Here is a 13,028-nt window from a genome sequence, read left to right as displayed (position 1 = left end):
CCGCCGTGCCGGGTTCGACATGGACGCACTGATCACGGCCGCCGCCCGCGCACTGGCGGCCGGCGATCCGCTGGGTGCGCTGGACCGCGTGGCCTTGCGCGATGATCCACCGGCGCTGGCCCTGCGTGGCATCGCCATGGCGCAACTGGGTGATTTTGCCCGTGCCCGTACACTGTTGCGCAGTGCCGCCCGGGCCTTCAGTCCGCGACAGACCCTGGCCCGGGCCCGTTGTGTGGTGGCCGAGGCGGAGATCGCCTTTGCCGCCCGGGATCTCGGCCAACCCGACAAACCTCTGGAAGCAGCCCGCGCCGTGCTCGAACAGCAGGGCGACTGGGCCAATGCCGCCCATGCTCGTTTCGTGGCGATTCGTCGACTGTCGTTGCTCGGTGCCCTCGACCAGGCCGAGGCACAACTCAACGAAATCGATCCCACCCGTTTACCTGCTTCGCTGCAGGCGATTCATGGCTTGGCCCGCGCCGGCCTGGCGATCCGCAAGCTGGACATCGCCACCGCCCACAGCGCGCTTACCCATGCCAGCGCTGCCGCGCACCAGGCCCATATCCCGGCCCTCAGCGCCGAAGTGCAGGACGCCTGGCAGGTGCTCGACACCCCGGCGGCGCGCATCACCGGTCCTGGCGACGAACGCCTGTTGCTGCTGGAGCAGATACAGGCGCTACTGGATTCGCCGATGCTGGTGATCGATGACCGCCGGCAGTTGCTGCAGGATGCTCATAAACAAGTCTCCCTGGCCGGGCGCCCGGTGTTGATGGCGTTGCTGCGCAGCCTTGGCGAAGCCTGGCCGGCCGCAGTGGACCGGGCGACCTTGATTGCCCGCGCATTCAATCTCAAGCTCAGCGATGAGTCCCATCGCGCCCGCCTGCGCGTAGAAATCGGCCGCCTGCGGGTGCTGCTCAAACCCCTTGCCGAGGTCAGCGCTACTGCCGATGGCTATGCCTTGATCGCTCGCGGTCAACCCGGGGTGGCGGTACTGGCGTGGCCACAGGACACTCACTACGGTGACGTCCTGGCCTTGCTGATGGATGGCCAGGCCTGGTCCAGTTCAGCCCTGGCGCTGGCCCTGGGCATCAGCCAGCGCAGCGTGCAGCGCGCACTCGAGAGCCTGGCCAGCGCCGGCAAAGTACAAGTGTTCGGCCGGGGTCGAGCAGCGCGCTGGCTGATTCCGCTGCTGCCCGGATTCGCGACGGCATTGTTACTCACGCCGACGCTGCCCAGTGATTAGGCTGCAGACTCAGCCCAGATGAGGATGTCCAGATGAAACAGTCAGCCGCAACCATCGTGCAGGAATACGGCCCCTTCGAGGGTGTGCAGAGTGTCCACGGCGTGACCTGGGACGGTGAGCGTGTGTGGTTCGCCAACAATCAGGGACTCACTGCATTCGACCCACAGGACGGCAAGACCCAGCGCAACTTCGCCATGCCCGCCGATGCCGGCACCGCCTTCGATGGCCGTTACCTGTACCAGATCGCCGAGAATTCGATTCATAAAATCGACCCACAGACCGGAGACATACTCAGCACTATCCCGGCGCCAGGCGACAGCGATTCAGGGCTGACCTGGGCCGAGGGCTCGCTGTGGGTCGGTCAGTACCAGGGCCGCAAGATTCACCAACTCGACCCGCAGACCGGGAAGATCCTCCGCACCCTGGAATCGAACCGCTTTGTCACCGGGGTGACCTGGGTCGACGGTGAGTTCTGGCACGGCACTTGGGAAGGTGAGGAAAGCGAGATCCGCCGGATCGATCCGCAAACCGCAGAAGTCCTCGAAACCTTGCGCATGCCCGCCGGCATTGGCGTGTCGGGGCTGGAGTCGGATGGCGGCGAGCGGTTTTTCTGTGGCGGTGGCAACAGTGGCCGGGTGAGGGTAGTACGCCGCCGTTGACGCGGCTTAACCCTTCAAGCTTCGCCCTCCCGCGCCAGCGCCTTCAGGTAATCGCCGAAACCACCCTGGGCCCGGCAATCCAGACGGCTGCTGGTGCGCACACCGTTGAGCGCGGTCCAGACGATGCTCGCGCCGCTACGCTGCAGATCTTCGATCAAGTAGCGGTCCTCGTGCACCGCCAGCGGTTGGAAGCCACCCACGCGCCGATAGGCTTCGGCGCAGACCCCCAGGTTGGCGCCGTGGATGTGCCGGTGGCCCTCATGGGACTGGTACAGGCTCTGGTAGCGCTGGCGTACTTCGGGTGAATGCAGCGGATCCCACTCCTCGATACTCACCGTACCGCACACCGCATCGGCGTTGAACGCCAGTTGCTGGCGTAACCAATTGCCTGGCACTCGACTGTCGGCGTCGGTGCAGGCCAGCCAGCGCGCTCCCTGATCCAGCAAATGGGCGGCACCGGCGCGCCGCGCATAGCCGACATTGCCGGCCTCAATCTCCAGGGTCTGCACCCCGCAGGCTTGGGCAATTTCCCGGGAACGGTCGGTGCAGGCGTCGAGCACTACGAGGATTCGCACCTCTTCGCCGGCCTCATCGGCCGCACACCGCAGTGCCTCCAGGCAGTCCTTGAGCAGCGCTTGTTCATTATGGGCAGGAACGACGACACCGATCATAAGCACGGCTCCTCAAGGTCCACGCCGCCAGGTTCGCGGCACCAGAGTTCGAGCAGGAAATCCGCTTCCCGGTGCTGCATCACACGCACCAGGTCCAGCCGCGCCTGCAACTGCTCGTGCACCTGTTGCCCGGTTTGCGGACACTCGGCCATTGGCCGCAAGAAGTGGCAGGCCAGCAGTGAACCCTGGGGGCTGAGGCTGGCTTGCGCCTGGTCGATTACCTGAGCCCAGTCGCTGCTGTCGAGGTAGTAGCCAAACTCGCTGAGGACGATCAGTTCGAACTCACCCTCGGGCCAGTCGGCGGGCAAATGCCCCTGCCGCACTTCGACCTGCGGCTGGCACTGCAAGCGCTGGCAGGTCAGTTGCGTGGCGGTGGCACTGGCGTCCATGCACAGCAAGTGCTCGCAACGGGGGGCGAGCAGGGCACTCAGGTCGCCATTGGCGCAGGCCGGTTCGAACGCCCGCGCATAACGTTGCCGGGGCAGCGCCGCGAGAGTCAGGGCGCGCTTGCGCTGCTCGTACCAGCGATTGCCCAAGGCCCAGGGGTCGGGGTCGGCGGTGAACAACTGCTCGAAGTAGGTCGCGTCCAGGCTCATAGGAATACCAGTTCGAAAGGTTGCAGCAGGCGCTCCAGGGTCGCCGTAGAAAGAATCGCCGGACGCCCGGTACTCGGGTCGGCCAGCACTTGGCTGCGGTGGGCGGCGAGGGCCGCGCGCTTGCGTTCGAGGGTATGGGCCGGCACTGCCAGCTTGCGTGCCCGTAGCCAGGGCAGACGCGGATCCTCGGGATGTGCCCAGTGCCAGGCCCAGACGGGAACCTCCAGCAACTGCGCCTGGCATCGCCTGGAGGCACTGGCGCAGGCGCGGCCCACGGCTTCGTGATCGCAGTGGCCGTCATGGCGCCAGGTGGTGAGCACGCGGTCGCCGCTGCGCAGGACTGCACAGAGTTGTTGAAGCAGGATTTCGTGACTGTCGGCGACGGCACTGTCGGCCAGCTCCAGGCGCCGCCATTCAACCGTGCGCGGATCGAAGCCAAGGCGCGACAGGGCCTCGGCACTTTCCCGAGGACGCTCTCTGTGCAGCCGTTCCACCGGCCACAGGGTCGAGTCCGGATGACTGCCGGTGCCGTCAGTCACGGAAATCAGCAGCAACTCGTTGTCGTCCACCGCCAGATTGGCCAGCAGGCCGCCACACATCAGCACCTCGTCATCCGGATGCGGCGCCACCACCACCAGCCGGTGGCCAGCGGGCAGTAGCAGATCGCGGGAAATCGTCGGCACTGATTGCAAGGCCCGAGAGGCTTGCCACTGGGCGAGGGTGGTACCGGTGCCGTGAAAAGATTTTTCCGCATCCTCGCTCATAGGCACCAGCCCTGGCGCGCATCGGCAGCCAGTTGCCGCCCCAGTTCCGCCAGGTCACGCTCGGCGTGGCTTTGACGGATGAACACCGGCAAGTCGGCGCTCAAGCGGGCGAACTGCGGATCACGACAAAACGGTGTGGCGCCCAATGCCCGACCGACATGCCAGAGCACCTGTTCCACCGACGCTTCGACCTGGGCCCGGGTGCGACGCACGATCAACTCGACATCGGCGTCAGGCTGCTGGTCAATCCATGCCGCGCACTGGCGCAGGCTGTCGGCGGCGCCCTGCAGGGCTGCATCGACGGCACCCAGATGGGCCTGGGCGTGAGGATCCTCGCGCGGGCCGCTGCACTGCTTGCGCAGACGCTCGGCCAGCGCCTGGGCCGCGCCATACCAGCAGGCGGCGATCCCCGCGCCGCCCTGCCAGAAACCCGGGCGCTGAACATAAGCGCCGCTGATGCCGACGCAGTCCGCTAACACGTGATCCAGCTCGACATTCGCGCTGGCGGTCAGCGCCATGCCGCGTGCCTGCCAGTCGTCACTGCGCAGTTTGACACCCGGTTGCGCCAGGGTCAGCGCGACCAATTGCGGCCGTTGTTGTTCATCCCAGGCGGTGAGCAATGCGTGCTCGATTTGCAGTGCGCCAGAGCACCAGGCCTTGGTCCCACTGAGGCGTACCCGACCTTGCTCACGAGCAACAATCTGTACTTTGGCATTCGGCGGTTCAGCGGCCCACACCCCCCAGATACCCGGTTGGTTCAATGCCTGCGCGTGCAATTCAGCAAGTATCGCCTGGGCATCGGTGTGGCCTTCGTACAGCTTGAGCAGCGCCAGGTCGGCACCGGCAACCTGGGCCAGACTGCGCCAGCGTTGCAACGTATGGCCGTGACCGGGCAGCGGCAGGTCGGTGTGGCCTGCCTCGATGCAAGCTTGCAATAACTCGGGCAGGCGTCGGTCCAGTTCGAGAGGGGCCCCACGCCCGGCGAATTCAGCGAGCAACTGGCTCATGGAGTCCTGCACAGTCGATACGTCCATCATCCTTCTCCCCCAATATCTGCGCGGCGGCTGTGCCTGCATATGCATTGTGAGAGACGGTTTTTTCCGGAGTTCAAATTCTTTGCAGCGGGCTGGCCGCCCCGTCTGTCGGCCATCGAGGAAAAATTCCAAACCTTCCACACGACCTTGCTTTCTACCTGTACAGGCTTTGTTTTCATCGTCGCCATGACCAAGGCTCTGACCAAGCAGGTAATCGAACACGGCATTTGGGTTAATGCGGTGGCGCCGGGGCCGATCTGGAACGTGTTGCAACCCAGCGGCGGCCAGCCCCGGGAGAAAATCGCCGACTTCGGCGGTCACCCCCCTATGAAGCGCCCCGGCCAGCCCGCAGAATGCGCACCACTCTATGTGTTTCTGGCCTCCAGGAGTCCTGTTACATCACCGGCGAAGTATTTGGTGTGACCGGGGGCAATCCGCTGCCGTAGCCATGGCTTGTCATCTATTCTCAACACCTCGGAAGCCTGCATGCGACCTGCCATGAGCAAAGAACCGAAAAACCCGCTGGAACAATCGCGCCTGAAACTGTTGATTGACTCGGTGGTGGACTACGCCATCTACATGATCGACCCGCAAGGCGTGGTATCCAGCTGGAACGCCGGCGCGGCACGGATCAAGGGCTACACCGAGGCGGAAATCCTCGGCGCCAATTTTTCCTGCTTCTACACCCCCGAAGACCGACGCAACGGCCTGCCGCAGCGAGCCTTGCGCACGGCGATCGAGGAAGGTCGGTTCGAAGGCGAAGGCTGGCGGCTGCGCAAGGACGGCACGCCGTTCTGGTCCCACGTGGTGATCGACCCGATCCGCAGTCCCGAGGGCGTTTTGCTCGGATTTGCCAAGATCACCCGCGATCTCACCGAGCGCAAGGCTGCCGAGGAAACCCTCAAGCAGAGCGAGCAGCAGTTCCGCCTGCTGGTACAGAGCGTCACCGACTACGCGATCTACATGCTTGACCCCGAAGGCCGGGTCAGCAACTGGAACCTGGGAGCGCAGCGGATCAAGGGTTACATGCCCCATGAGGTGGTCGGCCAGCATTTTTCCCTGTTCTACACCCCCGAGGACCGCGAGAACGGCGAGCCGCAGCGGGCGCTGGAGGTGGCGATCCGCGATGGCCGCTTCGAAAAGCAGGGCTGGCGTGTGCGCAAGGACGGCACTCGATTCCTCGCCCATGTGATCATTGATCCGATTCGCGGCGAGACCGGCAAACTGCTCGGCTTTGCCAAGATCACCCGCGACATCAGCGAATCGGTCCAGACCCAGCGCGAACTGGAAAAGGCCCGCGAAGCGCTGTTCCAGTCGCAGAAACTCCAGGCCATCGGCCAACTCAGTGGCGGCATCGCCCACGACTTCAACAACCTGCTGACGGTGATTCTCGGCAACCTGGAGTTGCTGCGTAAACGCGCCGGCGACGATCCCAAGGTCCTGCAACTGCTGGACAATGCCGCCCTCGGCGCCCAGCGCGGCGTGTCCCTGACCCAGCGCATGCTGGCCTTCGCCCGCCGCCAGGAACTCAAGACCGAGTCGGTGGCCTTGCCGCGGCTGCTGGAAAACATCACCGGGCTGCTGCGCAGCTCCCTCGGGCATCTGGTGACCATCCAGTGTGACTTGCCGCCGGACCTGCCGCCGATCCTGGCCGACGTCAACCAATTGGAGCTGGCGATCCTCAACCTGGCGACCAATGCCCGCGATGCCATGCCCCAGGGCGGGCGGATTCTGATCCAGGCTGTCGACTCGCAAAGGGGCCAGAGCCTGCCCACTGGTTTGCCCAACAAACCCTATGTCTGCCTGTCGATCAGCGACAACGGCCAGGGCATGGATGACGCCACCCTGGCCCAGGCTACCGATCCGTTTTTCACCACCAAAGGGGTAGGCAAGGGCACGGGCCTGGGCTTATCGATGGTGCATGGCCTGGCCGAGCAACTGGGCGGTTGCCTGGTGCTCAAAAGCGAACCGGGGCAGGGCACCTGCGCCGAACTCTGGTTGCCGCAGGCGATTGCGGTGGCGTCTGCGCTAACCCCGGCGGCCCAGCCGGAGGTGTCGGCACCGAGGCGCTTGTGTGTGTTGCTGGTGGACGACGACAACCTGGTCCTGATCAGCACCTCACTGCTGCTGGAAGACCTCGGTCATCAGGTGATCTGTCTCACCTCTGCCACCGAGGCGTTGCAAGTGTTCAAGAAACGCGACGATATCGACCTGCTGATTACTGACATGGCCATGCCGCTGGTGGATGGCGCGCAACTGGCGCAGGCGATTCGCGCACTGCGCCCGGACTTCCCGATCATCCTCGCCACCGGCTTCGCCCAGCGCCTCGATGGCTTTGTCGCCGACCTGCCGCGACTGGCCAAACCGTTCAGTCAGTTGGGCCTGATGGAAATCCTCAACAAGGCGATGGGGTGAACTTCCGAGCGCTCATCAAACTCCCTGGCCACGCTGCTTCAACCACACCGTCAAGCCCAACCCACCCACCGACAACGCCGCCGCCCAAAAGAAAATCCACGAATAGCCCAGATTCAACGCCACCGCCCCCATCAACGGCCCAGCAATGGCCAGTGCCAGGTCAAAAAACACCGCATAGGCACTCAAGCCGGCCCCCCGGCTGCTGCCAGGCACTTGCTTAATCGCTTCTACGCCCAACGCCGGATACACCAGCGACAGACCAAAACCGGTCAGCCCGGCGCCAATCAGAGCGAAGCCGGTCGAGGGCGCTAACCACAACAGCGTCAACCCCACTGCCTCAATACTCATGCAGGCAATGGCCGATCGGTAACCGCCAAAGCGATTGATGCTGGAAATAAACAGCAGCCGCGCCACGATGAAACACACGCCAAACACCGTCAGGCAATAAGCGGCACCGGCCCAGCCACGGTTGACGTAATACAGCGCGATAAAGGTGGTCAGTGTCCCGTAACCAATCGAGGCCAGGCACAGGCTGGCACCAAAGGGCGCTATCCGGCCGAACACCGACCAGAACGGCATCCGCTCACCGCGAATCACCGGCACTGCAGGTTTGTTGCGGATCAACAGCAGGGCACCCGCCGCCAGGACCGAAAGGGCGATCCCCAGGCTGGCAAACCCCCAGGCATCGATCATCACCACGCCGAGTGGCGCACCAATGGCGATGGCGCCGTAGGATGCAATGCCGTTCCAGGAGATCGAACGCGCGGTGTGCTCGGCGCCAACCTTGCCCATGCACCAACTGATGGTGCCCACCCCAATCAGCCCCTGGGCTACCCCTAATAGCAGTCGCCCAGCGATCAGTACGCCGAGGCTCAGCAACGGCCAGTTCTCCAGAAACGTGCTGAACAGGGTCAGCAGTCCGCTGAGGAAAATCCCCGTCAGGCCATAGACAATGGCGCGCTTGGTGCCGACCGTGTCGCAGGTGCGTCCGGCCATGGGCCGGCTAAGGAGGGTGGCCAGGTATTGCGAACCGATGGTCAGACCGGCAATCACGGCACTGAAGCCCAGATGCTCATGCACGTAGCCGGGCAGCACCGCGATCGGTAGGCCGATGCAGATGAAGGCAATGAAGGTATAGAAGACGATGGAGACGATTTGCAGGGTGATCGCCATGGAGCTGACGTGGGGGGCTTGCTGCGCAGACATGGTGGCTCATTCGCGGGCGGGCGGTAAGCCGCATCATGGCGCGGGACGGGGGCAAAAGGAAGCAGGCTAACGGTTTTTTCGACCAGCCCAGTCGAGAGGCTGTGGAGCAGCGCCCTCGACTGGATGAACCGGACTCAGTTCAAGCCCAGCTTGCCCCGCAGCGTCGACAGATCCTCAGCCAGGGTGTTGACCGGTCCGACCAGCGCCTTGCGATCGTTCGGCTTGACCTTGTCGTACGTCTCAAAGCCACCGTCAGCGGTTTTGTACTTGGCGAGGATCGTGTTGACGCTGGCAAAGTTCTTGTCGACCTTGGCCACAAAAGCCTTGTCCTGCTGTTCCAGTTGCGGGCGGAACAGCTCGACGATTTTCTTCGCTCCGTCGATGTTGCCCTGGAAGTCGTAGAGGTCAGTGTGACTGTAGCGGTCTTCCTCACCGGAGATCTTGGTCGCGGCCACTTCTTCGAGCAACGCTGCAGCGCCGCCGACGACTTTCTCAGGCGGGAAGGTCAGGCCGGCAACCCGTGCTTGCAGGTCCTTGACGTCCTTGTCCAGGCCATCGGCCAGGGCGTCCAGTCCCTGAGTGCTCTTCTCGGAAAACAACGAGTATTCGATACGGTGGAAACCGGTGAAATCTTCGGCCTTGACGCCTTGCTCGTGGTCATCGACCCGCGAGTCGATAGAGGCGTCGAGATCGCTGAACAACTCAGCGATCGGTTCGATCGACTCGTAGTACACCCGCGTCGGCGCGTAGAGATTTTGCGCGGTAGCCAGATCGCCTTGCTTCACCGCCGTGGTGAAGGCCTGGGTATGACTGGCCAGCTCATCAAGCTGTTCGGTGACGTAGATCTTGTAATCAGAAATCGGCCCCACCAGGTCCAGCGGCGCGGTGGCGGCGAAGACCGAAGCGGGGGCGTGCAGCAAACCAAGGGCGACCAGCAAAGCGAGAGACGACTTTTTCATGGGACTGTTCCGCGGGTGGGTGGGAAAATCAAAGTGCCGATCTTTGTAGGAGCGGGAGATGACGATCAAACCGAGGTTTTCGGCTGCGTGGCATCAAGCAGCGAACGACCAATGAAATCCTTGTCATCGGTGACCCCAGGCAGCGTGAAGAAATACCCACCGCCAATCGGCTTCAGGTACTCCTCCAGAGGCTCGCCATTGAGCCGGTTCTGCACGGTGATAAAGCCCTTGTGCAGGTCAGCCTGGTAACAGATGAACAGTAGGCCCATCTCCAGTTGGCCGTTCTTGCTCACGCCGTTGGAGTAGTTGAACGGCCGGCGCAGGATCCGGTTGGCCTGGGTCTGCGCGGTGCGCGGGTTGGCCAGGCGGATGTGGGCATCGAGTTTGGTCAGCTTGCCCTGGGGATCTTTGGCGTAATCCGGGACCTGGCTTTCATGCTGACCGCCAATCGGTGCGCCGCTGGTTTTCACCCGGCCCAGAATACTTTCCTGCTCCTGCAGCGGCGTCCGGTCCCAGCGCTCCACCAGGTTGCGGATGATCCGCACCGCCTGATAGCTGCCATGGCTGGCCCAGGCCGGTTCGTCGCCGCCGGGCTGGACCCACACCAGCTGATTCATCAACGGCCGGTCGTTGGAGTCCGGGTTGGCCGAGCCGTCGCGAAAACCCAGGTAATTGCGCGCACTTTGCGCCGGTTCGCCGGGCTTGCGCGGGGCCTGCGGCGGCACGCTGCCTTCCTGTTTCCAGCGCACCGCCAGCAGGTCCGGCAGGTTTTTCAGGATGTCGCGCAGGGCATGAATATTGGTGTCGATGCTGTTGGCACAAAACTGCAGGCTCAAGTCGCCATGGCAATAGTCCGGCTGCAGCGCATCGTTGGGAAATCCGACCATGCGGATCAACCGTCCGGGCTTGGCCGCGGCCAGGCCGAAGCGTTCGTCGAACAGCGACTCACCCACCGACACGGTGATGGTCAGGTTGTCCGGGGTCACCACCGGGCCAAGAATTCCGGAGTCCACGGGCGGCAGTTTCGGGTCGACCTCGGCCACCGGTCCGCCGTGCATGAGAAAGGCGATGCGTTGATCGAGGGTGCGGAACAGGCGCTCCAGATCCTTGCGGTCAGTGGCCAGCACATCGAACGACACCAGCATGCCCGAGGTCGGTCGCGGTGTGACAATGCCGCTCTGGTGCAGGCCATGAAAGGCCTGGCGCTCGTGGGTTTTCTCACTGCTGGGGGCCACGGTGACGGGCGCCGGATTGGCGGCCATGGCCGGGCAACTCAAGCTGCTGCCGGCGAGTGCGACGCCGGCGGCACCCATGCCAAGCAAGACGCGGCGGCGTTGGGCGTTGATTTGATCTGGATCGTTCATCAGTGGGGTCTTCTGCTTACAGGCCGGAAAGGCCAAGGGCGGGATCGATTGCGTCGAGTGCGTCGGCCAATGTCCTGGCTTGGTCGGCGATGCGTTTGCGCCTGTCAGGGTCGACGCTGTCGTAATGGCGGTAGCCATCCTTCAGCCGCAGGCTGTCGAGTTCGGCATCAAGGGCCGTGGCGCTGCGATCGATCTGCTCCAGCAACGGGCCGTTGCCCTTGCTCAGCAACGGACGCAACAGCTCAAAGACTTTGCGGGCAGCCTCGAGATTGGCGGCAAAACCGTTGAGGTCGAGGTGGCTGTAGCGTTCCTCCTCGCCACTGGTTGCTCGCACATCAGCCAGGCTGCGCAGGTTGCGCACCACACTGCTGACCAGTTGTTCGGGTGGCAGCGATTGCGCCAACAGTTGTGGCTTGAGCTGGCTGACGTCAGCCAGCAAGCGCGCCGCGATGCTGTTCAGGCCTGTCGTGCTGCGCTGCTGGAACAGGCCGTATTCGATGCGGTGGAAGCCGACAAACTGTGGATCCTGCTCGCGCTGCTCGAAGTAATCGGCGCGAGCATTGATCGCGTTGTCCAGCTCCGACAGGCGTTGCGCCGCCGGTGCCAGGCGCTGATAGGCCACCCGTGCCGTCAGGTACAGTGCCTGCGCCTGGTTGAGATCGCCGGCATCAATGGCCTGTTGCAAGGCGCCAACCGCCTTGATCAGCGCATTGCTTTGGCCATTGAGGTAAACGCGGAACTCCGACAACGGGCCCACAAAGGCTATCAGTGACGGTCGGGCCTTGGCCGCAGCATTAGAGGCAGCGGTCGGGGTTACGTGCAAGATGCCGCGTGGGTTGCTCAGCAGGCCACAGGTAATGCTGTAGTCACCCGGCTGCAGATTCGCATTAATCACCTGGCTCAAGCCTGGGGCGATATTTTCCCGTTCTTCAAGCACCAGCACGCCGTCGAGGATTTCCCACTCCACCGCCCGTTCGGAGCGGTTGACGATGCGAAAGCTGCTGTGTCCCGCCGCGACCGTGAGGGCGTTGGGCTCGCAGCTGTGGGCGTCAATGTTGACGGTGATCTCGCCGAGATGGGCCTGACGCTTGGCGGCGGCCATGTTCGAGGCGTAGTAGAACAACCCGCCAGCAGCGATCATCACGATCACCGAGCCGGCCAGGGCCCAGCGCAAGGCACGCGCCGGCGGTGGGGAAAACGGTGGCTGACTGGTCATGAGTGCCCTTGTTGACGGGAAACGGAAGAAGTCGGGGTGGTGACCGGTTTGTCGCCAGAGCCGGCTGGCAGGAAAAACATCAGCAACGCCACGACCAGGTACATCAGGTAGGCACCCAGGGTGCTGACGGTCGGCGCGTCCTGATAGCCGAACATGCCGGCCAGCACCGAGCCCAGCGGGCCGTCCACGGGCAGGCTGGCGCTGATGTCGAACACCACCTCCTGCAGGTCGTTCCAGACCCCGGCCTCATGCAGGGCCTGGACCGAACTGGCGAGAATCCCGGCGGCCACCACCAGGATGAACAGTCCGGTCCAGCGAAAGAACGCTGAAAGATTCAGGCGCAGGCTGCCGCTGTAGATCAGCCAGCCGATGAGAATCGCCAGCAGCAGGCCGAGCAGGGCGCCGATCGGTGCGCCGGGGCCTTCGCTCTGCTGGAACACGGCCAGGAGGAAGAACACGGTTTCCAGGCCTTCGCGGGCCACGGCGAAAAACACCATGGCGATCAGCGCGGTGACCTGATGCCGCGAGCCGGTCATGGCCGCTTCCAGCGAAAGCTGCAGTGAATGCTTGATCGAACGCGCGACCTTGCGCATCCAGAACACCATCGAACTGAGGATGGCCACCGCCACCAGACCGATCACTCCTTCGAACAATTCCTGCTGTTTCTGCGGGAATTCAGCGCTGAGCAGTTCCAGGCCACCACCCACCAGCAGCGCCAGCGCGGCGGCGAGAAACACGCCGATCCACACCGCGGGCAGCCATTGCCCACGCCCGGTTTGCTTGAGGTAACTGGCAATGATGCCGACGATGAGCGCCGCCTCAATGCCTTCGCGCAGCATGATCAGAAAGGGAACCAGCATTGAGCACCGCATCTTGCAGGAGGAAGAAAAATTTGTAACTTAAT

General features: G+C 63.6%; 12 protein-coding genes and 1 pseudogene. 4 read left to right on the top strand and 9 right to left on the bottom strand.

Annotation, left to right across the window (positions count from 1 at the left end):
- Positions 1-19: 19 nt before the first annotated feature.
- Both KW062_RS15745 and KW062_RS15740 read left to right on the top strand, forming a co-directional pair.
- The gene (locus KW062_RS15745; RefSeq protein WP_105754243.1) at positions 20-1,240 is read left to right on the top strand and encodes a helix-turn-helix domain-containing protein; all 1,221 of its coding nucleotides are present in this window, start codon (positions 20-22) and stop codon (positions 1,238-1,240) included.
- Between the two features lie 32 nt (positions 1,241-1,272).
- Positions 1,273-1,899 carry a Vgb family protein gene (locus KW062_RS15740; protein WP_105754242.1) on the top strand — a complete coding sequence of 209 codons (627 nt, stop codon included), beginning with the start codon at positions 1,273-1,275 and terminating at the stop codon, positions 1,897-1,899.
- A gap of 14 nt (positions 1,900-1,913) precedes the next feature.
- Here the strand turns inward: KW062_RS15740 and KW062_RS15735 are convergent, their stop codons facing one another.
- From KW062_RS15735 to KW062_RS15720, 4 genes are read right to left on the bottom strand one after another with little or no spacing between them, the layout of a single operon-like run.
- Entirely contained in the window at positions 1,914-2,570 is a 657-nt protein-coding gene (locus KW062_RS15735) for a glycosyltransferase (protein WP_105754241.1), read from the bottom strand.
- Positions 2,567-3,166, bottom strand: coding sequence for a class I SAM-dependent methyltransferase (locus KW062_RS15730; RefSeq protein WP_105754240.1), 600 nt, complete (start codon positions 3,164-3,166; stop codon positions 2,567-2,569). The genes KW062_RS15735 and KW062_RS15730 overlap by 4 nt, the downstream gene beginning before the upstream one ends.
- On the bottom strand, positions 3,163-3,930 hold the full coding sequence (locus tag KW062_RS15725; RefSeq protein ID WP_105754239.1) for a PIG-L deacetylase family protein: 768 nt from the start codon (positions 3,928-3,930) through the stop codon (positions 3,163-3,165). Before KW062_RS15725 ends, KW062_RS15730 begins: the two co-directional genes overlap by 4 nt.
- Positions 3,927-4,964, bottom strand: a complete 1,038-nt coding sequence (locus KW062_RS15720; RefSeq protein ID WP_105754238.1) for an acyl-CoA dehydrogenase — start codon at positions 4,962-4,964, stop codon at positions 3,927-3,929. Before KW062_RS15720 ends, KW062_RS15725 begins: the two co-directional genes overlap by 4 nt.
- Positions 4,965-5,135: 171 nt before the next feature.
- On the opposite strand from KW062_RS15720, the pseudogene KW062_RS15715 reads away from it, so the two are divergent.
- Both KW062_RS15715 and KW062_RS15710 read left to right on the top strand, forming a co-directional pair.
- A pseudogene (locus KW062_RS15715) lies at positions 5,136-5,410 on the top strand (SDR family oxidoreductase); the annotation flags it as partial.
- Between the two features lie 52 nt (positions 5,411-5,462).
- A complete protein-coding gene (locus KW062_RS15710; protein WP_105754237.1) occupies positions 5,463-7,379 on the top strand; it encodes a hybrid sensor histidine kinase/response regulator in 1,917 nt (638 codons plus the stop codon).
- Between the two features lie 15 nt (positions 7,380-7,394).
- Here the strand turns inward: KW062_RS15710 and KW062_RS15705 are convergent, their stop codons facing one another.
- The 5 genes from KW062_RS15705 to efeU all read right to left on the bottom strand — a co-directional run bounded on the left by KW062_RS15705 (position 7,395) and on the right by efeU (position 12,984).
- Entirely contained in the window at positions 7,395-8,585 is a 1,191-nt protein-coding gene (locus KW062_RS15705) for an MFS transporter (RefSeq protein WP_105754236.1), read from the bottom strand.
- A 134-nt stretch (positions 8,586-8,719) separates the two neighbouring features.
- The gene (efeO, locus tag KW062_RS15700; RefSeq protein WP_105754235.1) at positions 8,720-9,544 is read right to left on the bottom strand and encodes an iron uptake system protein EfeO; all 825 of its coding nucleotides are present in this window, start codon (positions 9,542-9,544) and stop codon (positions 8,720-8,722) included.
- Between the two features lie 65 nt (positions 9,545-9,609).
- Entirely contained in the window at positions 9,610-10,908 is a 1,299-nt protein-coding gene (gene efeB, locus KW062_RS15695) for an iron uptake transporter deferrochelatase/peroxidase subunit (RefSeq protein ID WP_027618913.1), read from the bottom strand.
- A gap of 16 nt (positions 10,909-10,924) precedes the next feature.
- Complete coding sequence (gene efeO / locus KW062_RS15690; protein WP_105754234.1) at positions 10,925-12,124, bottom strand: iron uptake system protein EfeO; 1,200 nt, start codon at positions 12,122-12,124, stop codon at positions 10,925-10,927.
- A complete protein-coding gene (gene efeU / locus KW062_RS15685) occupies positions 12,121-12,984 on the bottom strand; it encodes an iron uptake transporter permease EfeU (RefSeq protein ID WP_105754233.1) in 864 nt (287 codons plus the stop codon). Before efeU ends, efeO (KW062_RS15690) begins: the two co-directional genes overlap by 4 nt.
- Positions 12,985-13,028 lie beyond the last annotated feature (44 nt).

Source organism: Pseudomonas fluorescens (assembly GCF_019212185.1).
In the GTDB taxonomy this organism is placed as follows: Bacteria; Pseudomonadota; Gammaproteobacteria; order Pseudomonadales; family Pseudomonadaceae; genus Aquipseudomonas.
Note: the sequence above shows the minus strand (reverse complement) of the source record. Positions and strands in the feature narration are given on the sequence as shown.

What these genes read in the sequence shown, in the direction of transcription:
- KW062_RS15735 (WP_105754241.1), bottom strand. Translation starts at nt 2,570, where the DNA reads ATGATCGGTGTCGTCGTTCCTGCCCATAATGAACAAGCGCTGCTCAAG.
- efeU (WP_105754233.1), bottom strand. Translation starts at nt 12,984, where the DNA reads ATGCTGGTTCCCTTTCTGATCATGCTGCGCGAAGGCATTGAGGCGGCG.
- KW062_RS15725 (WP_105754239.1), bottom strand. Translation starts at nt 3,930, where the DNA reads ATGAGCGAGGATGCGGAAAAATCTTTTCACGGCACCGGTACCACCCTC.
- KW062_RS15720 (WP_105754238.1), bottom strand. Translation starts at nt 4,964, where the DNA reads ATGGACGTATCGACTGTGCAGGACTCCATGAGCCAGTTGCTCGCTGAA.
- efeB (WP_027618913.1), bottom strand. Translation starts at nt 10,908, where the DNA reads ATGAACGATCCAGATCAAATCAACGCCCAACGCCGCCGCGTCTTGCTT.
- KW062_RS15740 (WP_105754242.1), top strand. Translation starts at nt 1,273, where the DNA reads ATGAAACAGTCAGCCGCAACCATCGTGCAGGAATACGGCCCCTTCGAG.
- KW062_RS15745 (WP_105754243.1), top strand. Translation starts at nt 20, where the DNA reads ATGGACGCACTGATCACGGCCGCCGCCCGCGCACTGGCGGCCGGCGAT.
- KW062_RS15730 (WP_105754240.1), bottom strand. Translation starts at nt 3,166, where the DNA reads ATGAGCCTGGACGCGACCTACTTCGAGCAGTTGTTCACCGCCGACCCC.
- efeO (WP_105754235.1), bottom strand. Translation starts at nt 9,544, where the DNA reads ATGAAAAAGTCGTCTCTCGCTTTGCTGGTCGCCCTTGGTTTGCTGCAC.
- KW062_RS15710 (WP_105754237.1), top strand. Translation starts at nt 5,463, where the DNA reads ATGAGCAAAGAACCGAAAAACCCGCTGGAACAATCGCGCCTGAAACTG.
- efeO (WP_105754234.1), bottom strand. Translation starts at nt 12,124, where the DNA reads ATGACCAGTCAGCCACCGTTTTCCCCACCGCCGGCGCGTGCCTTGCGC.
- KW062_RS15705 (WP_105754236.1), bottom strand. Translation starts at nt 8,585, where the DNA reads ATGTCTGCGCAGCAAGCCCCCCACGTCAGCTCCATGGCGATCACCCTG.